The organism is Mycobacterium neumannii, assembly GCF_002245615.1.
GTDB lineage: Bacteria > Actinomycetota > Actinomycetes > Mycobacteriales > Mycobacteriaceae > Mycobacterium > Mycobacterium neumannii_A.
The window spans coordinates 73,440-92,492 of sequence record NZ_NKCO01000007.1 but is presented as its reverse complement, the minus strand read 5'-3'; the positions used below and the strand labels follow the sequence as shown (position 1 = coordinate 92,492).

Genomic DNA, 19,053 nt, shown 5'->3' with positions numbered 1-19,053 from the left:
AAAGCGCAGGTGGACGCGGCGACGGAGGCGGTGGGGTGAAGTGGGGCGATCAGCTGTCGGACACACGAAAAAGGGGCAGCCCGCGGTGCGGGCTACCCCTGTGTCGCGTCAGCGCCTATTCGTCGAACCGGCGACGGAAGCGATCCTCCATGCGGCTGGCAAACGATCCACCCGAACCCTTGCCCCGCTTCTGCCGGGGAGCGCCGGGTTCGGCGACCGACCGGTCGCGTCCACCGGGGACGCGCGGGCCGGTGATCGCGAACACCACACCGCCGAACATCACGATGAATCCGAGTACCGAGAGCGCTGGGAAGCCACTGATCTGGGTGGCAGGGATCGCGACACCGGACACCAGCATCGCGAGGCCGAGCACGAAGAGCGCGGCACCCTGCAGGCGACGCCGGGTCGAGGGTGCGCGCAGGGTTCCGCCGCGGACACTCGAAGCGAACTTCGGGTCCTCAGCATAGAGCGCGCTCTCGATCTGGTCGAGCATGCGCTGCTCATGATCGGAGAGTGGCATTCGTCCCTCCCTCGGAACCCAGGGGCCCACCGTGGCCATCTCATTGTTCAAAGTCTTGTGTGCCCGCGTTCACGGGCATCTAACAGTCATGATACGAGGTCGATCTGAGCCGTACCACCTTGTTCGACGCCCGATTGTATGACGGACGCCGCCGCATGGGAGGCGCAGGCGGATCCACTCGATAATGGTTGGGACGACACCGCCCCGATACGCGGAGAGGCAGACACAGTTGGCGACATTTCTCATCGATCTGTCGCCGAGCGATATGCAACGCCGGCTCGGTGACGCACTCGCCGTCTACGTCGACGCAATGCGCTATCCGCGGGGCACCGAGGCGCAGCGGGCGTCAATGTGGCTCGAGCACACCCGCAGGCCCGGGTGGAAGGCCGTGGCGGCAGTGATCATCGGCGATTCCGACGACGCACCCGTCGGTGAGGCCGAACTGGCCTCAGCCCCGATGGTCGGCATCGCCTACGGCTACTGCGGCGCCCCTGACCAGTGGTGGCAGCAGCAGGTGGTGGCCGGGCTGCAGCGGGTCGGCACCGACCGCAACTCCATCGCTGCGTTGATGACGAGCTACTTCGAGCTCACCGAACTGCACATCCACCCGCGCGCCCAGGGACAGGGGCTCGGTGAGGCGCTGGCACGCCGACTGCTCTCCGACCGCCAGGAGTCCCACGTGTTGTTGTCGACGCCGGAGATCAACGGTGAGGCGAACCGGGCGTGGCGGCTGTACCGCAGGCTCGGCTTCACCGACGTCATCCGTGGCTACCATTTCGCGGGCGATCCGCGGGCTTTCGCGATCCTGGGCCGGTCATTGCCGCTGTGACACGGATTTGATGTCGCCGACGCCTCGGCTCGGCTCGGTCTGGCACGATGACCACGTGCCGACCCGCCACCGCAGCAGCAGAACCCGCCTGCTCGCACTCGTGATGCTGATCCTCGTCGTGCTTCCGACCGCCGTCGGCTGCGTCCGGGTGCGGGCCTCGATCACGGTCTCCCCCGACGACCGGGTGTCCGGTCAGATCGTCGCGGCGGCAAAGCCGCGCAACGCCGACGACAAGGGCCCGCAGCTGCTGAACAACCTGCCGTTCGCCAACAAGGTGGCGGTCTCGGAGTACAGCCGCGACGACTACGTCGGCTCTCAGGCGGTGTTCTCCGACCTCACCTTCGCCGAACTGCCTCAGCTGGCCAACATGAACCGCGACGCCGCCGGTGTCGACCTCTCGTTGCGCCGGGCGGGTGACCTCGTCATCCTCGAGGGTCGCGCCGACCTCACCTCGCTCAGCGATTCGGAGGCCGACGTGTCGGTGACCGTGTCGTTCCCCGGCGAAGTCACCTCCACCAACGGTGATCAGGTGTCGGCCGAGATCGTCGAGTGGCAGTTGCGGCCCGGCGTGGTCAGCACCATGAACGCCCAGGCCCGCTACACCGACCCCAGCGCACGGTCCTTCACCGGGGCCGCGATCTGGCTCGGCCTCGGCTCCTTCGTGGTGGCGGCCATCATCGGAACCCTGGCGTACATGAGCCGTGACCAATCGCCGAAAGTGGGCGAAGCCCGCGATTAGCGCAGGCTCTACGCTGAAGGCGTTCGGGGCAGGGTGGTCGCACAGAGAAAGGGGCGCCCGCTGAGCGTGCATGCCACGGCACCGTCGGCCGTCGAGTTGGCGGGGGCCGTCACCGATCAGCTGCGAGACTATCTGCAGCAGCGTCGCAGCGAATGCGCCTATATGGGCGACGACTACGCCGAAATGACCGCCGCGTTGGAGGAATTCGTGCTGCGCGGCGGCAAGCGGCTGCGGCCCGCGTTCGCCTACTGGGGGTGGCGGGCGGTCGCCGAGCAGCCCGGGGACCCCCTCAATCCGGACGTCCTGCGGTTGTGTTCGGCGCTCGAGCTGCTGCACGCCTGCGCATTGGTCCACGACGATGTCATCGACGCCTCGGCGACCCGCCGAGGGCTGCCGACAGTGCACCGGCTGTTCACCGAGCGGCATCGCACGCACGGCTGGCACGGCTCGGCCGAGCAGTTCGGCATGTCGGCGGCGATCCTGCTCGGCGATCTGGCGCTGGTCTGGGCTGATGACGTCGTCGCCACGGCGAACCTGTCGACCGAGGCCGCCGTGCGGGTCCGCCGGGTGTGGAGCGCGATCCGCACCGAGGTGCTCGGCGGCCAGTACCTCGACATCGTCGCCGAGGCCAGCGGAGCCGATTCGGTGGCTTCGGCGCTGACGGTCAACATCTACAAGACCGCCTCGTACACGATCACCCGGCCGCTGCAACTCGGCGCCGCCGCGGCCGCCGACCGGCCCGACGTCCATGCCGCCTTCCAGCAGTTCGGCACCGACCTCGGTGTGGCGTTCCAGCTGCGCGACGACGTGCTCGGGGTGTTCGGCGACCCCGCGGTCACCGGCAAGCCGTCCGGTGACGATCTGCGAGCAGGCAAGCGCACGGTGCTGTTGGCCGAGGCGGTCGAGCTGGCCGAAGAGGCCGACCCCGCGGCGGCGAAGCTGCTGCGCACCTCCATCGGGTCGAAACTCTCCGACGCCCAGGTCAAGGAACTGTGCACAGTGATCGAGTCCGTCGGCGCGCTCGCCGCGGTGGAGAACCGCATCTCCGAGCTCACCCGCCGCGCGCTCGACACCCTCGATTCCGCCGACATCGACGCCCATGCCAAGGCGGGGTTGTCCGAGCTCGCCCGATTGGTCGCGAATCGAACCGCATAACGATGACGACCTCCCCATCGACCTCCCCATCGACACGGCCGTCGAAAGCCGGCTTCACTGCCCACCTTTCACGGTTGACCTCGTTTGCGACGTCACCACAGGCCCAACCGGCCCGGCTGGGCTTCCTCGGCGCCGTGTTGATCACCGCCGGAGGGCTGGGCGCGGGAAGCACGCGCCTGCACGACCCGCTGCTGGAGTCGCTGCACCTGTCGTGGCTGCGGTTCGGGCACGGCCTGGTGCTGTCGTCGATCCTGTTGTGGGGCGGTGTGGCACTGATGCTGGCGGCGTGGTTGTGGCTGGGACGCCGGGTGATCGACCGCACCGCAACCGAATACACGATGGTGGCCACCACCGGCATCTGGCTGGCGCCGCTGCTGCTGAGCGTCCCGCTGTTCAGCCGCGACACCTACTCCTACCTCGCGCAGGGGGCACTGCTGCGCGACGGCCTCGACCCGTACGCGGTCGGGCCCGTCGACAACCCGAACTCGTTGCTGGACAACGTCAGTCCCATCTGGACCACCACCACCGCACCGTACGGGCCGGGTTTCATCCTGATCGCCAAGTTCGTCACGATGCTGGTCGGCAACGATGTCGTCGCGGGCACGATGTTGTTGCGGCTGGGCATGCTTCCCGGCTTGGCGCTGCTGATCTGGGCCGCGCCGCGCGTCGCAAGACATATCGGCGCCGACGGTGCGACCGCGCTGTGGATCTGCGTGCTCAACCCGCTGGTGATCATCCACCTGATGGGCGGCGTGCACAACGAGATGCTGATGGTCGGCCTGATGATGGCAGGCATCGCGTTGACGTTCTCCGGCCGCCACCTGTGGGGCGTGAGCCTGATCGCCGCGGCGGTCGCGGTGAAAGCGACCGCGGGACTGGCGCTTCCGTTCATGGTCTGGGTGTGGGCGCGGGACCTGCGCAACAGACGCGACGTCTCGGCGGTCAAGGCGTTCGTGACGGCGTCGGCGGGCTCGGCGTTGATCTTCACCGCGGTGTTCGCCGTGCTGTCGTTGGCCGCGGGGGTCGGGCTGGGCTGGCTGACGGCCTTGGCAGGCTCGGTGAAGATCATCAACTGGCTGACCCTGCCCACCGCGGCGGCCAACGTGATCAACGCGGTCGGCGGCCTGTTCCTGCCGGTGAACTTCTACGCGGTGCTCGACGTCGCCAGGATCATCGGCATCGCGCTCATCGCACTGTCACTTCCGTTCGTGTGGTGGCGGTTTCGGCACACCGACCGCGAAGCGCTGACCGGTATCGCGGTGGTGATGGTGATCGTGGTGCTTCTCGTGCCCGCGGCGCTGCCCTGGTACTACACCTGGCCGCTGGCCGTGGTGGCCGCGCTGGCTCAGAGCAGGCGGTCGATCGCGATCATCGCGGGCCTGTCGACGTGGATCATGGTGATCTGGAAACCCGATGGGGCGCACGGGATGTACTCGTGGCCCCACGTGCTGCTCTCGCTGGCATGCGCGGCGGTGGCGTGGTACTCGCTGAAGAACGCGCCTCAAGGACCGCGGGCGGTCAATAAGCCACGACCGCGGGCGGTCAATAAGCCATCGCCTGGGCCCGGCGCACCACCTCACGGGCCTGATGCGAGTGAAGAGCATCAACGGGCCGAGCGTTAGGCAGTTCGCCGGTCGCGCCGTCGCGCCTGATGGTCAGGGATGCGTCGGGCGTGAACAGCCAGCGCACGATCTCGGTGTGGTGGTAGCCCCCGTCGCGCAGCACGACGAGTAGTCCGGGCAGGCTCTTGGCGACGTGGCCGGTGTCGTCGAAGAACACCTTCGGAACCACGACGACCCCGTCGCGCCGGACGCCGATCAGATGGCCGTCCCGCAGCTGCTGATGCACTTTCGTCACCGCGACACCGAGCATCTCGGCGACGGTGGGTAGGTCGTAGACGTCCTCGGCGGGATCGAGGACATCCTCGGAGGCCGGAATACTGCTCACCGCACCGAGTCTAAATCTCCTAACCGTCGGCCGGAGCCACAAAGCCGCCGGTGTCGTGCTCCGTAACATGTCTCCGGTGGAGGCCTACCCGCGGACGGACCCGCTGCTGGGAACCGTGCTCGACGGTCGGTACCGCGTCGACGTGATGATCGCGACCGGGGGCATGTCGTCCGTGTACCGCGGACTCGATCTGCGGCTGGATCGTCCGGTCGCGCTGAAGGTGATGGACAGCCGCTATGCGGGCGACTCTCAGTTCCTCACCAGGTTCCAGCGCGAGGCGCGCGCGGTGGCGCGGTTGACCGATCCGGGTCTGGTCGCGGTGTACGACCAGGGCGGCGGACGCACGGGCGGTCCTCCCCCGTTCCTGGTGATGGAACTCGTCGAGGGCGGCACGCTGCGGGAGCTGCTGCGCGAGCGTGGGCCGATGCCGCCGCACGCCGCCGCTGCGGTGCTCGGCCCGGTTCTCGGCGGGCTGGCCGCAGCACACCGCGCAGGCCTGGTGCACCGCGACGTCAAACCCGAGAACGTGCTGATCTCCGACGACGGCGACGTCAAGATCGCCGACTTCGGACTGGTGCGGGCGGTGGCCGAAGCGAAGATCACCTCGACCAGCGTCATCCTGGGCACCGCGGCGTACCTGTCACCCGAACAGGTCAGCACCGGTGACGCCGATCCCCGCAGCGACGTCTACGCGGCGGGCATCTTGACCTACGAACTGCTGACCGGCCGCACCCCGTTCGCGGGCGACTCGGCGCTGGCCGTGGCGTATCAGCGGATGGACAACGACGTCCCGGCTCCGGGCTCGGTGATCGCGGGCGTGCCCGCGCAGTTCGACGAGCTGGTGTTGCGCGCGACCGCCCGCGATCCGGCCCGGCGCTATGCCGATGCCCGAGAGATGGGTGAGGACCTCGAAGCGATCGTCGACGAACTCGGCTTGCCATCGTTTCGGGTGCCGGCACCACGCAACTCCGCTCAGAACGCGTCGGTTCCACTTCACCCGCCTGCGGCTGCGGCCCCGCCCGCACCACGCCAGGCGACCCGGACGCTACCGCGCGACGACTGGCAGGCCCCCGAACTCGAATACGAACCGGTGACAGGACGGTTCGCCGGAATCGAGCTCGAGGAGTTCTACTGGGCGCGGCAGCGCGCCAGGCGCGCACTGCTGTTCTGGGTGACCGCGGTGATCACGCTGACGGCACTGGTTGCGGCGGCTGCGTGGACGACCGGCAGCAACCTGTCCAACCTGATCTAGTTGTACTGTCGGACTCCTCAACGCGGCTCGTCCCTCGCCGCTTGATCGTCGTCCGACTAGTCGCGCAGCATCTCCGCGACCAGGAACGCCAACTCCAGGCTCTGCTGGGTGTTCAACCGCGGGTCGCAGGCCGTCTCGTAACGCCCGGCGAGGTCGGCGTCCGAGATGTCCTGCGCCCCACCGAGGCATTCGGTGACGTTCTCGCCGGTGATCTCGACGTGGATGCCGCCGGGATGGGTGCCCAGCGCCCTGTGCACCTCGAAGTAACCCTGCACCTCGTCGACGATCCGGTCGAAGTGGCGGGTCTTGTAGCCGGTCGAGGACTCGTGGGTGTTGCCGTGCATCGGGTCGCACTGCCAAACCACCTGATGGCCGGTGGCCTGCACCTTCTCGATGATCGGCGGCAGCATGTCGCGCACCTTGTTGTTACCCATGCGGGTGACCAGCGTCAGCCGTCCCGGCTCGTTGTTCGGGTCGAGGCGTTCGACGTACTCGACAGCCAGCTCCGGTGTCATGGTCGGGCCGAGCTTGACCCCGATCGGATTCGCAATCACCTCCGCGAACGCGATGTGGGCGCCGTCGAGCTGACGGGTGCGCTCACCGATCCACACGTAATGCGCGGACAGGTCGTAGAGCTTCGAGCCCTGCTCAGTCTCCGACAGCCGCAGCATCGCGCGCTCGTAATCGAGCACCAACGCCTCGTGGCTTGCGTAGATCTCGGCGGTCTCCAGGTTGCGGTTGTCGACCCCGCACGCGCTCATGAACGTCAGCGCGCGGTCGATCTCACCGGCCAGCGCCTCGTACCGGGCACCGGCAGGCGACGTGCGGACGAACTCGCGGTTCCAGTCGTGCACCAGATGCAGCGACGCCAGGCCCGAACCGGTCAGGGCGCGCACCAGGTTCATCGCGGCGCTGGCGTTGGCGTACGCGCGGACCAGCCGCGACGGGTCGTGCTCACGCACTGCGGCGTCGGGCGCGAATCCGTTGATCATGTCGCCGCGGTAGGACCGCAGACCGAGCGCGTCGATGTCGGCCGAGCGCGGTTTGGCGTACTGGCCTGCGATGCGGGCCACCTTGACCACCGGCACGCTGGCGCCGTAGGTCAGCACCACGGCCATCTGCAGCAGCGCCCGCAGGTTCGCCCGGATGTGGGGCTCGGTGTTGTTGACGAAGGTCTCGGCGCAGTCGCCGCCCTGTAGCAGGAACGCCTCGCCACGGGCCACGGCGGCCAGCAGGTCCTTAAGTCGTTCCACCTCGGCGGGCACCGTCACCGGCGGGACGCTCTCGAGCACGGTGCGCATGTTCTTCGCCGCTTCGACATTCCAGGTCGGCTGCTGCACCGCGGGCTTGGCGAGCGCGGCGTCGAGCCGCTGTCGCAGCTCATCGGGCAGCGGCGGCAACGAGGGCAGCTGTTCGATGGGTACGTCGACGGTCCAGTTCACCCGTTCATGGTAACGGCCCGCGACATGTGCTTTTCACCGCTGGCCCGGCGCTTCACCGGTGGTCATCAGCTGGAACCGCCGCAAATTGTGGCGAGCGTCGACCAACGCATCGTGGGCGTCACGCGGGCGCGGGGGCATGCGCGGCGAACCGCGCTCCTCCCAGAACTGGCGCAACTCGCGGGTGAAGCGCGGTATCGCCGGCGGAAGATCGGTCATCGGGCCCCAGAGCTGACACAACACGACGTGGTCGTAGGCGCCCACCCAGGCCCACAGCTCGATCGGCTCGTCCCCGTCGATTCCGAAGAAGTCCTCCAGCTCCGAGCGGATCTGCCGACGCGAGCGCCACAGCTGTGAGGACGGCGGCGGAAGCTTGGGCAACACATGCCTGCGGACCCAGCTGCCTGCCCGGTCAGGGTCGAATTCGGTTGACACCGCGTAATACTCGCGGCCGTCCTCGGCGGCGACACCGATCGAGATCAGGTCGATGGTGCGCCCGTTGTCGATGAACTCCGTGTCGTAGAAGTAGCGCACTACGCGGGTTCCTTCTGGGGCGCGGCCGCGACCGACCGATCCTTCGGGGCGGGTGCGGCGTGGATCTCGCGGTCGAGTTGCTCGTCGACCTTAGCGTCGTCGGGAAACTTGGGCATACCCGCGATGGCGTCCTGCAGCCACAGTTTGGCCTGGACCACCGGGCGCCGCAGCCAGCGCTCGCGCTCCAGCGCCCGATGCATCTTGCGCGGGCGGTTCGTGTAGCGCCAGCGCGCCCACGGCGCATGCGGCCTCGACAACCGGATCGCTCCGATAAACAGCAGCGGCGTCACGAACATCCCCACCAGCCCGGTCCACACCTTGCCCTTGAGCAACACGACGACGGCCAGCATCAGCGTCAGCACGGCCGCCGCGACCACCCCGGCCCGCGCCAGCAGCGATGGGTCGTTGCGCCAGATGTCGATGTCAAAGAACGACAACGGGTTGAAACCCAAGATCAGCAGGCCTGCGACGGCGACGGCGGCGAAGACCGCGTCGACCGAGGTTCTGCCGTCCTCGGCCCAGTACACGTCCTGGAGGTGCAGAATCAGCGCGAACTCGTCGAGCACCAGCGCTGCACCGATTCCGAAAAAGATTGCAGCCACCGAGAACTCGGGTACTCCCCCGTCAACGCCCAACGTCACCATCGTCACACCGGAGATCATGACCAGCACCACGCCGATCACCACGTGGTGGATGTGCAGTCCACTACCAGTTCCGATGTTGCGCGGCTGCCACCACTTGCGGGGCGCGTCACTTCCGGCCTGGCTGCGGATGTACCGCACGATCGTGCGGGTCACGAAGAACGTCAGGATGAACGCGATCAGGCAGTACACGAGCGGCATCCGCGCGTGCGGGATGCCGAACACGAGGTGTAAGTCCGCGAGCACCCAGAAAACTTACGCCGACCTGCGCGTGTCGCGCCCGGGATACCGACCGACGCGCCGGGGCGCCCCGATAGTCTGGTCAGCGACATGAGTACGTGGCGGTCGCCCGGCGGGGCTGGTTGGGGGCCAACGCTCGCCTGGCGGCTGTTCCAGCTGCTGACCCTGGCGGCGTTGGCCTGGGCGGGCTGGCGTGTGCTCGGCCGGGTCCCCTACCGCATCGACGTCGACGTCTACCGGATGGGCGGGCAGGCCTGGCTGGACGGCAGGCCGCTCTACGCCGACGGCGCGATGTTCCATACCAGGGGCGGCCTCGATCTGCCGTTCACCTATCCCCCGCTTGCGGCCGTGGTGTTCGCGCCCTTCGCGTTGCTGTCGCTGGAAGCGGCAAGCGTCGCGATCACGGTGATCACGCTGGTGCTGCTCATCGTCGCGGTGACTATCGTGCTGCACCGGTGCGATGTCTGGTCGACGACGTCGGTGACGACCGAACCCGCGTGGCTGCGGCAGGCGTGGCTGGCCGCCGCGATCGTCGCCCCGGCGGTGGTCTATTTGGAGCCCATCCGGTCGAACTTCGACTTCGGCCAGATCAACGTCGTGCTGATGACGCTGGTGATCGCCGACTGCGTGCCACGCAGGACACCCTGGCCGCGGGGCATGCTTTTGGGGCTGGCCATCGCGCTGAAGCTGACCCCGGCGGTCTTCCTGCTGTATTTCGTGCTGCGCCGCGACGTTCGCGCGGTGGTCGTCACCGCGGTGTCCGCCGTCGTCGCCACGCTGATCGGGGTGGCGTTCGCCTGGCGTGACTCCCTGGAGTACTGGACCGAGACCGTGCGCAACACCGATCGCATCGGCACGGCGACGCTGAACACCAACCAGAACATCGCCGGGGCCCTGGCTCGGCTGGGGCTGAGCGAAGGGCCACGGTTCGTGTTGTGGACCGCGGCCTGCTTCGCGGTGCTCGCGATCACCGTGTGGGCGGTGCGACGCGTGCTCAAGGCCGACGAACCGGTGCTGGCGCTGATCTGCGTGGCGATGTTCGGGTTGGTGGTGTCGCCGGTGTCGTGGTCGCACCACTGGGTGTGGGCGCTGCCGACTCTGCTGGTCACGGCGCTGGTGGCCTATCGGAGGCGCCATGCGGCGCTGGGTGTGGTCGCGGCCGCGGGATTTGCGTTGATGGTGTGGACACCGATCACGCTGATGCCCGAGCACCAGGAGACGGCTGCGTCGCTGTGGCGACAGCTGGTCGGCGGTTCCTATGTGTGGTGGGCGGTCGCGGTGATCGTGGTTGCCGGGTCGCTGACGGCGGCGCCCGCGATGCGCAGTAGGCCGGTCGTCGACGAGGCGCCGGTACCCGCGGTCAACTAGGTGGCCTCAGCCGGCCCCCGTTGAATTACCGGCTCAGCCGGCCCCGGTTGAATTACCGGCTCAGCCCTGCCGGCTCAGCCGGCGGCCACCTCCGGCATGCGGGCCGACGGCTTTGCCGTGTCGTCGGCGTTGCCTTCTTTGACGTCGGCGGCGTAGAGGTCGACGTACTCCTGACCCGACAGCCGCATCAGCTCGTACATCACCTCGTCGATGACCGCGCGCTCGATGAAGCGGTTGCCCGCCATCCCCTCGAAGCGCGTGAAGTCCATCGGCTTGCCGAACTTCACGTGGACCTTGCCGAATCGCCACATCTTGCTTCCGGGCGGGTTGACGGAGTCGGTGCCGATCATCGCGACCGGGATCACCGGCACGCCCGTTTGCAGCGCGAGCCGCGCCAGTCCGGTCTTGCCCTTGTAAAGTCGCCCGTCCGGGGACCGGGTGCCCTCCGGATACATCCCGAGCAGCTTGCCCTCACCGAGGATGCGTTCTGCGGTGGTCAGTGCGGCCTGTGCCGAATCCGCGTCGGTGCGGTCGATCGGCACCTGACCGGCGACGGTGTAGAACCAGCGCTGGAACCAGCCCTTGAGCCCGGTGCCGGTGAAGTACTCGGCCTTGGCCAGGAATGTGATGCGCCGGCTGACAACGAGCGGCTTGTAGAAACTGTCCGCGACCGCAAGGTGGTTACTCGCCAAGATCGCCGCGCCCGAAGGCGGAACATGCTCCAGCCCTTCGACTTTCGGCCGTCCCAACAACGTCAGCAAGGGTCCCATGAAGATGTACTTGAACAGCCAATACCACATGGGCCCTCCCGGTGATCGAACACCGGCCGGTGTTCTGCGCCAACTTTACCCACGCACTGTGGATGCGACCACAGCGCGCAAGACTACTCCTCGACAGTTACCGGAATTTGCTGATATCGCCCCGGCGCAGGAGGCGGAGCCGAGCCGTTCGGACCCGGGTCATCCGGCGGCCCAGGCGGGCCGTCCGGAGGTGTGTCCGGCCCCGTCGGGCCTTCTGCTGCCTGGTCCAGAATCGCCCGAACCACGGCAAGCAGGGCGACGCTGTGCTCGGCGACGACGGTGAGCAACGGATGCTGCTCGCCCGCGGCCAGGGCGGCGAGCGCACACACCGGGCACCAGACCTGCTGACACTTGCCCGCCGTACCGGTCGTCGCGCGCGCCGCGGCCAGTCGCACCGCGGGGTCCAGCCGGTCCAGGATGGCCTGCGCGAGCGCCCGCAGCTCCGGTCCGAGATCGCCGTGTGGCGTCGTCACTTCGGCCACACCTCCGGATTCGGTCGGAACCGCACGATCAACTCACTCCCACGCAGCTGCGCGTCCACGACGATGCATCGCCGCAACACGGACGCCAATCGGACCCGGCGCCGCAATCCGCCCGCGCCGACTATCAGATCGTCGTCGACCCGGCCCAGCGTTAGCGCCGAGGAGTCGACCTGCGGCAACTCTAGCCGTAACCGGTACACCGATTCGAGGCCGGAGCCGGACTCGCGGTCGACGATCGGGCGCAACGGACCGGGCGGGGGCGACCCGTCGCGGCGGCGTGCGCAGTCCAGCAGTTCACCGAGCGCCTTCGCCCCTATCGGCTCGCCTGCCAGATGCGGGACCAGGACCAGTTGCACATCGCCGATGGTCGCGTCGAGCTGCTCGAGGACGGCCCGCTGCTCGGATATCCGCTCGGTGTACCAGTCGAAGGCGGGATGTTCAGGCAGGTTGCGGTATTCGAACGAATCGTCTTGTACGAGTATCTGGTTGACGATCAACTCGGCTACCGAAACGCCCATCAGCGCCAACGAACCCAGTGTCCGCGCGGCCTCGGCGGCCACCACCCGCTCGGCGGTCATCACCAGATGCGCGCTGACCTTCGAACCGTCGGTGAGCATCGCGCTCAATGATTCGGTGCCGGCGCTGATGCGTTCGAACAGGGCGACGACGGCCGCGCTGTGCGGATCGTCGAAGCCGGTGGACAGCCGCCGGTGCCGCGGCCACGCCCGCTCCAGGTACAGACCGAACGTCGCGGGCAGGGTGAGCATGCGCAACGCGTCGGCGGTCGACGCGCAGTCGACCACAATCCGGTCCCAGTCCCCAGAGGCCGCCAGTTCGCCCACCTCGTAGAGGCCGAGCACCTCCTGGACGCCCGGTAGGGCCGAAAGTTCCTCGGGGGCAACGCTTCCTAATTCGGACTCGGGGAACCTGTCGGACAGCAGGCCCGCGATCTCGCGCCACCGCGCTTCGAGCAGGGCCAATGTGTCCAACGCCAGCGCGTCCAGTGCTCCGCCACCGGCGTCGGCGTCGTCGGTGAACACCCGGGTGGGCCGGCGCGTGCCGGTCGGTGTCACGGTCACCCCGAGCACGTCGCCGATGGAGTGCGCCTGATCGGTCGAGACGATCAGCACCCGCAGCCCCGCGCGTGCGTCACGCACGGCGGTGGCGGTCGCCAACGTCGACTTGCCGACCCCGCCCTTACCGACGAACAGGTCGATCTTGGCGACAGGCGGGTCGGGGGCATTCAGCTCACTCAGCCTCGACTCGTTTCTTGAGGTCCTTCAACGCGGTGTCGGTGAGGCGCCGTTCGGCTTTGCGCTTCAACAGCCCGATCATCGGAATGATCAGATCCACCGACAGCTCATAGGTGACATCCGTCCCGGATCCCTTGGGCGACAGTCGATATGCGCCTTCCAGCGACCTCAGCAGGGAGCTCGACACCAGCGACCACGTCACCGACTTGCGGTCGGGCGGCCAGTTGTAGGACAACACCATGGTGTCCTTGAGGACGGCGGCATCCAGCACGAGCCGGGCGGTCTTCGGATAGCCCTCGGCGTCGGCCTCGAGCACCTCGGTCTCCTTGTATTCGGCCACCCAGTCCGGATAGGACCCGATGTCCGCGATGACGTCCATGACCGTCGAGGGATCGGCATCGATGTAGATGGTCTGCGCCGTCTTGTCCGCCACGTTGAAAATCTACCCTCCCCTGTTGTCGGCGGCCGAAGCCTCAGGCCAACGGCGAAACACCCACCGGGCGCGTGGCCTCCAGCCGCTGCTTCACCTCGAATGCCATGTTCTTACCCGCGACCCGTCGCCGGTGGTTCATCTTCGCCAGATTCATCTTGGCCAGCTGCCACGCCGCCACCCCCGCCGGCTCGGCGTGCAGGAAGTAGTGCAGCACGACCCCGTCGAGCACCGGTTCCAGCCAGATCTCCATGGTCCCGACGAGCGCCCCGGTGACAGTCCACCGGTGGCCCTTGTCGCCGCGGTCCTCCACCACGGACAGCCGCAGGTCCGGCCACCAGCGACGCCAGCTCGCGGGTTCGGCGATGTAGCGGCCGACCTCGGCGGGGTCAGCCGCGACGAACGTGTCGTCCGCGATCTGAATGCTGTGCATGGCATACCAGCTTCACATACGAGCCTGCCCACCCGGATACCGGCCGACTAGGGTGGATACGGCAAGAGCAGCCGGATCGAGAGGCCAGGACCGTGCGTGAGTTCAGTGTGCCAGCGTCCTTCACGGTTGAGGAGCACGACAACGTCGTCACCGCCGTGTTCGACCATGAGCGCGACGATCCCGACCATGTGATCTTCCAGCGCCTCGTCGACGGTTCGTGGACAGATGTGACGTGCAGGCAGGCCGCCGACCAGATTCGCTCCGCCGCGCTCGGCCTGATCGCCAAGGGCGTGCAACCGGGCGACCGCGTGGCGCTGCTGTCGGCCACCCGCTACGAATGGCCCATCCTGGACTTCGCGATCCTGGCCACCGGTGCGCTCACCGTGCCGATCTATGAGACCAGTTCGCCCGAGCAGGTGAAGTTCGTGCTCTCGGACTCCGAATCCGTGCTGCTGATCGTCGAGACCGACGCGCACGCCGACAGGATCGAGCACCTCAAGGACGAACTGCCCGGGCTGCGAGAGGTGCTGCGCATCGAGAGCGCGGGCACATCGGCGCTCGACGAACTCGCCGAGGCGGGCATGTCGGTCGACGCCAAACAACTCGACGCCCGGGTGGCCGGTCTGGCGGCCGCCGATCCCGCGACGCTGATCTACACCTCGGGCACCACCGGCCAGCCGAAGGGGTGCCAGCTCACCCACTCCAACCTGGTCTACGAGATCCGCGGCTCCAAGGAGTGCTTCCCGACGCTGCTGGCCAAGGGCGAGCGCATGCTGGTGTTCCTGCCGCTCGCGCACGTGCTGGCCAGGGCGATCACGCTCGCCGCGCTCGCCAACAAGGTCACGTTGGGGTTCACCAGCGACATCAAGAACCTGGTCGCGACGTTCGCGGTGTTCAAGCCGACCGTGGTGGTGTCGGTGCCGCGGGTGTTCGAGAAGGTCTACAACACCGCCGAGCAGAACGCCCACAACGACGGCAAGGGCCGGATCTTCGAGATGGCCGTCAACACCGCGATCGAGTGGAGCAAGTCGCTGGACACCGGCAAGGCCGGCCTGCTGCTGCGCGCCAGGCACGCGGTGTTCGACCGCCTGGTCTACGGCAAACTACGGGCGGCGCTGGGCGGTGACTGCCGCGCCGCCATCTCCGGCGGCGCTCCGCTGGGCGCACGGCTCGGCCACTTCTACCGCGGGGTGGGGCTGACGATCTACGAGGGCTACGGGCTGACCGAGACCAGCGCCGCGATCACCGTCAACCGGATCGACAACGTCAAGGTCGGTTCGGTCGGAACGCCGTTGCCTGGCAACAGCATGCGCATCAACGACGATGATGAGTTGCTGGTCAGGGGCGGCGTGGTGTTCAACGGGTACTGGAAGAACGAGGAGGAGACCAAGGCGGTGTTCTCCTCCGACGGCTGGTTCCACACCGGTGACCTCGGCGCGATCGACGACGACGGCTTCCTGACCATCATCGGCCGCAAGAAGGAGATCATCGTGACCGCGGGCGGCAAGAACGTCGCCCCGGCGATCCTCGAGGACCGGTTGCGCGCGCACCCGCTGATCAGCCAGGCGATGGCGGTCGGCGATGCCAAACCCTTCGTCGGCGCGTTGATCACCATCGACCCCGAGGCGATCGAGGGCTGGAAGGAACGCAACAGCAAGAACGCGGACGCGTCGGTGGGCGACCTGGCCACCGACCCGGACCTGGTCGCCGAGATCGACCTCGCCGTCAAGGACGCCAATCAGGCGGTGTCCAAGGCCGAGGGGATCCGCAAGTTCCGCATCCTGCCGGTGGACTTCACCGAGGACAGCGGTGAGCTGACCCCGACGATGAAGGTCAAGCGCAAGGTGGTGGCGGAGAAGTTCGCCAGCGACATCGAGGCGCTCTACTCGGGGTAGAGCAGGTTCGACAGTCGCCTCGCCTGGGTGTGCCACTGCCAGTTCTCGACCACCCAGCGCCGGCCCGCCGCACCCATCCGCCCAGCACGGTCGGGATCGGCCAGCAGGTCGCTGACAGCCGCCGCTATCGCGCCGACGTCCCAGCCGTCGACCACCACGCCGGTCTCGCCGTCCCGCACGGTCTCCGGCGCGCCACCCGACCGGCCCGCCACGACCGGAACACCTGTCGCCGACGCCTCGAGATAAACGATGCCCAGTCCCTCGACGTCCAGCCCGGCGCCGCGGGTCCGGCACGGCATCGCAAATACATCGGCCATGGCGTGGTGTGCGGGCAACTCGTCGCCGGGGACGGCGTCGGTGAAGACGACGTCGTCGGCCACCCCGAAGCTGCGCGCCAGCTTGTGCAGGGTCGACCGGTAGGGCCCGCCGCCGACGATCACCAGCGCCGCATCGGGCACGCGCTGCCGGATCGCGGGCATCGCCCGAATCAGCATGTCCTGCCCTTTGCGCGGAACCAGTCGCGACAGGCATACGACGACGCGGCGGTTGCCGAGCCGGTAGCGGGCGCGTAGTTCGGCTCGCGCGACCTCGTCGGGCGTGAACCGGTCGGTGTCGACCCCCGGCGGCAGATGCTCGAGCGCGGCGCGTGGCCCGAACGCCGAGGCGAACCGGCGCCGGGTGTACTGGCTGACATAGGTGAGCGCATCGGTGGCGGATCCGATGCGCCGCAGCGCGTTTCGAGCCAGGGGCAACATCGACCAGCCGACCTCGTGACCGTGCGTGCTGGCGATCACCCGGCGTGCGCCCGCGTCGCGGGCCAGCGGCGCCATCAGCGCCAGCGGAGCCGCTGCACCGAACCAAACCGTCTCGGCCCCGGTCTGCTCGATGAGGCGCCGCATCCGGCCGCTCACCGACGGTTCGGGCAGCATGAGGGTGGTCGGGTGCCGCACGACCCGATACGACGCGTCCCGGTCGAACGCGTCGGAACCCTTCCATTTCGGCGCGTACACCGTCAGCGTGTGCCGCCCTTCGGCCTCGAGGTGGTCGACCAACTCCTGCAGATAGGACTGGATGCCGCCGCGCCGCGGCGGAAAGTCGTTGGTGACCAACAGAACCCGCGTCACGTCATCGGCTCGCCCACTGCCGCCACTCGGCCAGCACTGTATCGAGATCCGTTCCGAGGGTGTCGCGCACCGCCGTCGCGACGTCGGGGTGGCCGGCTCCGCAGGCCCGCTGGTACAGCGCGAGCAGCGTGGCCGCGCCGAACCGGTCGGCGACGAACCTGCTGAACCACCACGCCCGGTCGTAGGCCAGCGAACGCTGTGGCCCGGACAGTTCGGCGTCACCGGGCAGCGTGAGAAGCGAAGGGTCCGGCACCGGTGTCGCGGGCCGGGCCACGAAGTCGGCCACTCCCTCGGTGAGCCAACGCGGAGCGTCCGACGCGGTTCGCGTGCGGGCAGCGTAATGAAACAGCTCGTGGCGCAACACGATTCGCAACGCGGCGTCGCTCAGATCGGCAGCGCCGGGGGCGAACATGATCCGCTCGGGCGTGGTGGTGGCCGCGGTGTGGGAGTCACCGCCGCCGATCGCCGCGAACTGCGCGCCGGTGCCTGCGACGGCGATGACGATCTCGCGCGGCCACTCCGGTCCCCAGAACGCGGTGACCGCCGCCGCGGCCCCGTCCGTCTCGGCCGCGATCCGGGACAACAACCGCTCGGTCCGCGGCCCGCCGAGATTCACCAACCGGACCGCACGGCCGTCAGCGAGCGTGTGGACGCGCGATGCCGCGGTCGGCGTGGTCAGCGACGCCGGAGCCGCGGGCGTGGCCACCACCGGACCGGACGGGGCCTCGGAGCGGCCGACGATCAGCAGCGCGAAGATCAGTTCGGCGATGAGCAGCGCCGCGAGCCGAGACCTGCTTCTCGCGTGCGCGACACCCCGGCGGTCAGTAACGGCGGACGTTGTAGATCGGCGCATTGTCCACCGGGGCGACCCGCACCGGCGTGCCGTAGGTCGAGGCGTGCACCATCATTCCGTCACCGATGTAGATCGCCGAGTGCGACGCGTCGGAGTAGTAGTTGACGACGTCCCCCGGCTGCATTTGGTCCTGCGACACCGGCTGACCGCCGCGGGCCAGCGCCTGGCTGGAGTGGGGCAGCGAGATGCCGGCTTGTTGGAACGCCCACATCACCAGCCCCGAGCAGTCGAACGCGCTCGGTCCGGATCCGCCCCAGGAGTACGGCGAGCCGATACGGCTCAGCGCGGCCTGGATCACGGTCGCGGAGTGTCCGGCCCCGGGGGCCGCGACGTCTCCGGGCGGGATGGCGCCGGGCGCGGGCGGCGCGGCCAGGACCGCGGGATCATCGCCGGGTGGCACCGGCGCCGGCGCAGGCACCGGAGGCATGGGCGGGAGGGCGGCGAGCGCCTCACGCTGGTTCGGTGTCAGCGCCTCGTACTGCGACTTCACGACCGCGATCTGCACCTGCAGCGTGCTCTGCTTGGACTGCAGATCGGCCCGGACGGCAGCGGCCTGTTCGGCCGCGGTCTTCGCCTCGGCGGCCGACTTCGCGGAGGCTTCTTCGGCCAGGGCGGCCTGCCTGCCCATTTCGCGGTAGCTCTTCATCTGCGCCGACATCTGGGCGGCCATCACGCGTTGCACGGACAGCTGATCGATGAGGCCCTGCGGCGATCCGGCGGTCAGGATCGCGTCCAGTCCATCGGTTCTGCCGCCCATGTATTGGGCCGCGGCAACCTTGTCGACGGCGATCTGAAACTTTGCCAGCTGTTCGCGGGCCGCGTTCGCCGCTGCCGCGTCGGCGGCGTGCTTGGCCTCCGCATCCCGCTGGATGGCCAGCTTGTTGTCGAGATCGAGCTGCGCCGAGTGCATCGCCTCGGTGGTCTGCTCGGCCTGACGCGACAGTTCGTTGAGCTTCGCCAGCGCGTCGTCGGCCGGATCGGCCTGCACACTGACCGCGAAGAGACTTGCGAAAAAAGTGATACCGACTATCGCGCTGACGAAGGGGCGAAGGAACCCACGAATGGTCAAACGCGTGCGGTCGAGCCTCAAGATTTTGCGTCCTTCAACTTCCGGAACGA

General features: G+C 68.2%; 20 protein-coding genes. 7 read left to right on the top strand and 13 right to left on the bottom strand.

Translation table 11 applies throughout. From position 1 onward, the window contains the following. Positions 1-115: 115 nt before the first annotated feature. Entirely contained in the window at positions 116-520 is a 405-nt protein-coding gene (locus CEX88_RS10815; protein ID WP_066842743.1) for a DUF3040 domain-containing protein, read from the bottom strand. 229 nt (positions 521-749) lie between these two features. Here CEX88_RS10815 and CEX88_RS10810 point away from each other — a divergent pair, with 229 nt between their 5' ends. The 4 genes from CEX88_RS10810 (at position 750) to CEX88_RS10795 (ending at position 4,865) form a co-directional block, all read left to right on the top strand. Then, positions 750-1,349 carry a GNAT family N-acetyltransferase gene (locus CEX88_RS10810; RefSeq protein ID WP_202931446.1) on the top strand — a complete coding sequence of 200 codons (600 nt, stop codon included), beginning with the start codon at positions 750-752 and terminating at the stop codon, positions 1,347-1,349. A 10-nt stretch (positions 1,350-1,359) separates the two neighbouring features. Beyond that, the gene (locus tag CEX88_RS10805; RefSeq protein ID WP_126315851.1) at positions 1,360-2,088 is read left to right on the top strand and encodes an LppM family (lipo)protein; all 729 of its coding nucleotides are present in this window, start codon (positions 1,360-1,362) and stop codon (positions 2,086-2,088) included. Positions 2,089-2,154: 66 nt separating this feature from the next. Next, positions 2,155-3,243 (top strand): bifunctional (2E,6E)-farnesyl/geranyl diphosphate synthase, encoded by a 1,089-nt coding sequence (idsA2, locus tag CEX88_RS10800; RefSeq protein ID WP_094293488.1) that lies wholly within the window; start codon positions 2,155-2,157, stop codon positions 3,241-3,243. Positions 3,244-3,245: 2 nt separating this feature from the next. Next, positions 3,246-4,865: an alpha-(1->6)-mannopyranosyltransferase A gene (locus CEX88_RS10795; protein WP_066842751.1), complete on the top strand. Its 1,620-nt coding sequence runs from the start codon at positions 3,246-3,248 to the stop codon at positions 4,863-4,865. Here CEX88_RS10795 and CEX88_RS10790 read toward each other — a convergent pair. Continuing rightward, positions 4,786-5,190, bottom strand: a complete 405-nt coding sequence (locus tag CEX88_RS10790) for an Rv2175c family DNA-binding protein (RefSeq protein WP_066842753.1) — start codon at positions 5,188-5,190, stop codon at positions 4,786-4,788. The genes CEX88_RS10795 and CEX88_RS10790 overlap by 80 nt on opposite strands. A 67-nt stretch (positions 5,191-5,257) precedes the next feature. Between CEX88_RS10790 and CEX88_RS10785 the strand changes: the two genes are divergently transcribed. Further along, positions 5,258-6,442, top strand: coding sequence for a protein kinase domain-containing protein (locus CEX88_RS10785; protein ID WP_094293487.1), 1,185 nt, complete (start codon positions 5,258-5,260; stop codon positions 6,440-6,442). Positions 6,443-6,498: 56 nt separating this feature from the next. Here CEX88_RS10785 and CEX88_RS10780 read toward each other — a convergent pair whose 3' ends face one another. The 3 genes from CEX88_RS10780 to CEX88_RS10770 are packed head-to-tail and all read right to left on the bottom strand — an operon-like array spanning position 6,499 to position 9,257. After that, positions 6,499-7,884 carry a class II 3-deoxy-7-phosphoheptulonate synthase gene (locus tag CEX88_RS10780; protein ID WP_094293486.1) on the bottom strand — a complete coding sequence of 462 codons (1,386 nt, stop codon included), beginning with the start codon at positions 7,882-7,884 and terminating at the stop codon, positions 6,499-6,501. A gap of 33 nt (positions 7,885-7,917) precedes the next feature. Next, positions 7,918-8,415: a polyadenylate-specific 3'-exoribonuclease AS gene (locus CEX88_RS10775; protein ID WP_094293485.1), complete on the bottom strand. Its 498-nt coding sequence runs from the start codon at positions 8,413-8,415 to the stop codon at positions 7,918-7,920. Further along, a complete protein-coding gene (locus CEX88_RS10770) occupies positions 8,415-9,257 on the bottom strand; it encodes a hypothetical protein (protein WP_202931456.1) in 843 nt (280 codons plus the stop codon). Before CEX88_RS10770 ends, CEX88_RS10775 begins: the two co-directional genes overlap by 1 nt. A 129-nt stretch (positions 9,258-9,386) precedes the next feature. Between CEX88_RS10770 and CEX88_RS10765 the strand changes: the two genes are divergently transcribed. Continuing rightward, positions 9,387-10,664, top strand: a complete 1,278-nt coding sequence (locus tag CEX88_RS10765) for a glycosyltransferase family 87 protein (protein WP_094293483.1) — start codon at positions 9,387-9,389, stop codon at positions 10,662-10,664. Positions 10,665-10,738: 74 nt separating this feature from the next. On the opposite strand, the gene CEX88_RS10760 is transcribed toward CEX88_RS10765, so the two are convergent. From CEX88_RS10760 to CEX88_RS10740, 5 genes are all read right to left on the bottom strand, one after another. Next, the gene (locus CEX88_RS10760; RefSeq protein ID WP_066842761.1) at positions 10,739-11,464 is read right to left on the bottom strand and encodes a lysophospholipid acyltransferase family protein; all 726 of its coding nucleotides are present in this window, start codon (positions 11,462-11,464) and stop codon (positions 10,739-10,741) included. Between the two features lie 83 nt (positions 11,465-11,547). Continuing rightward, positions 11,548-11,937, bottom strand: coding sequence for a hypothetical protein (locus CEX88_RS10755; protein WP_094293573.1), 390 nt, complete (start codon positions 11,935-11,937; stop codon positions 11,548-11,550). Then, entirely contained in the window at positions 11,934-13,193 is a 1,260-nt protein-coding gene (locus CEX88_RS10750) for an ArsA family ATPase (RefSeq protein WP_094293482.1), read from the bottom strand. The genes CEX88_RS10755 and CEX88_RS10750 overlap by 4 nt, the downstream gene beginning before the upstream one ends. 1 nt (position 13,194) lies before the next feature. After that, positions 13,195-13,632, bottom strand: coding sequence for an SRPBCC family protein (locus tag CEX88_RS10745; protein WP_064394010.1), 438 nt, complete (start codon positions 13,630-13,632; stop codon positions 13,195-13,197). A 40-nt stretch (positions 13,633-13,672) separates the two neighbouring features. Then, a complete protein-coding gene (locus CEX88_RS10740) occupies positions 13,673-14,062 on the bottom strand; it encodes a polyketide cyclase / dehydrase and lipid transport (RefSeq protein ID WP_066842764.1) in 390 nt (129 codons plus the stop codon). Positions 14,063-14,154: 92 nt separating this feature from the next. Here CEX88_RS10740 and CEX88_RS10735 point away from each other — a divergent pair, with 92 nt between their 5' ends. Continuing rightward, positions 14,155-15,957, top strand: a complete 1,803-nt coding sequence (locus tag CEX88_RS10735) for an AMP-dependent synthetase/ligase (protein ID WP_094293481.1) — start codon at positions 14,155-14,157, stop codon at positions 15,955-15,957. On the opposite strand, the gene CEX88_RS10730 is transcribed toward CEX88_RS10735, so the two are convergent. From CEX88_RS10730 to ripC, 3 genes are read right to left on the bottom strand one after another with little or no spacing between them, the layout of a single operon-like run. Beyond that, positions 15,945-17,081, bottom strand: coding sequence for a glycosyltransferase family 4 protein (locus CEX88_RS10730; protein ID WP_094293480.1), 1,137 nt, complete (start codon positions 17,079-17,081; stop codon positions 15,945-15,947). The genes CEX88_RS10735 and CEX88_RS10730 overlap by 13 nt on opposite strands. 1 nt (position 17,082) lies before the next feature. Then, complete coding sequence (locus CEX88_RS10725) at positions 17,083-17,934, bottom strand: peptidase (protein ID WP_094293479.1); 852 nt, start codon at positions 17,932-17,934, stop codon at positions 17,083-17,085. Then, positions 17,903-19,024, bottom strand: coding sequence for a peptidoglycan hydrolase RipC (gene ripC, locus CEX88_RS10720; protein WP_094293478.1), 1,122 nt, complete (start codon positions 19,022-19,024; stop codon positions 17,903-17,905). Before ripC ends, CEX88_RS10725 begins: the two co-directional genes overlap by 32 nt. Between the last annotated feature and the right edge of the window lie 29 nt (positions 19,025-19,053).

Excerpts from the sequence above, each read along its gene's own strand:
- CEX88_RS10725 (WP_094293479.1), bottom strand. The coding sequence starts at position 17,934 with ATGCGCCGATCTACAACGTCCGCCGTTACTGACCGCCGGGGTGTCGCG.
- CEX88_RS10785 (WP_094293487.1), top strand. The coding sequence starts at position 5,258 with ATGTCTCCGGTGGAGGCCTACCCGCGGACGGACCCGCTGCTGGGAACC.
- CEX88_RS10770 (WP_202931456.1), bottom strand. The coding sequence starts at position 9,257 with ATGCCGCTCGTGTACTGCCTGATCGCGTTCATCCTGACGTTCTTCGTG.
- CEX88_RS10805 (WP_126315851.1), top strand. The coding sequence starts at position 1,360 with ATGTCGCCGACGCCTCGGCTCGGCTCGGTCTGGCACGATGACCACGTG.
- CEX88_RS10760 (WP_066842761.1), bottom strand. The coding sequence starts at position 11,464 with ATGTGGTATTGGCTGTTCAAGTACATCTTCATGGGACCCTTGCTGACG.
- CEX88_RS10795 (WP_066842751.1), top strand. The coding sequence starts at position 3,246 with ATGACGACCTCCCCATCGACCTCCCCATCGACACGGCCGTCGAAAGCC.
- CEX88_RS10765 (WP_094293483.1), top strand. The coding sequence starts at position 9,387 with ATGAGTACGTGGCGGTCGCCCGGCGGGGCTGGTTGGGGGCCAACGCTC.
- CEX88_RS10740 (WP_066842764.1), bottom strand. The coding sequence starts at position 14,062 with ATGCACAGCATTCAGATCGCGGACGACACGTTCGTCGCGGCTGACCCC.
- CEX88_RS10815 (WP_066842743.1), bottom strand. The coding sequence starts at position 520 with ATGCCACTCTCCGATCATGAGCAGCGCATGCTCGACCAGATCGAGAGC.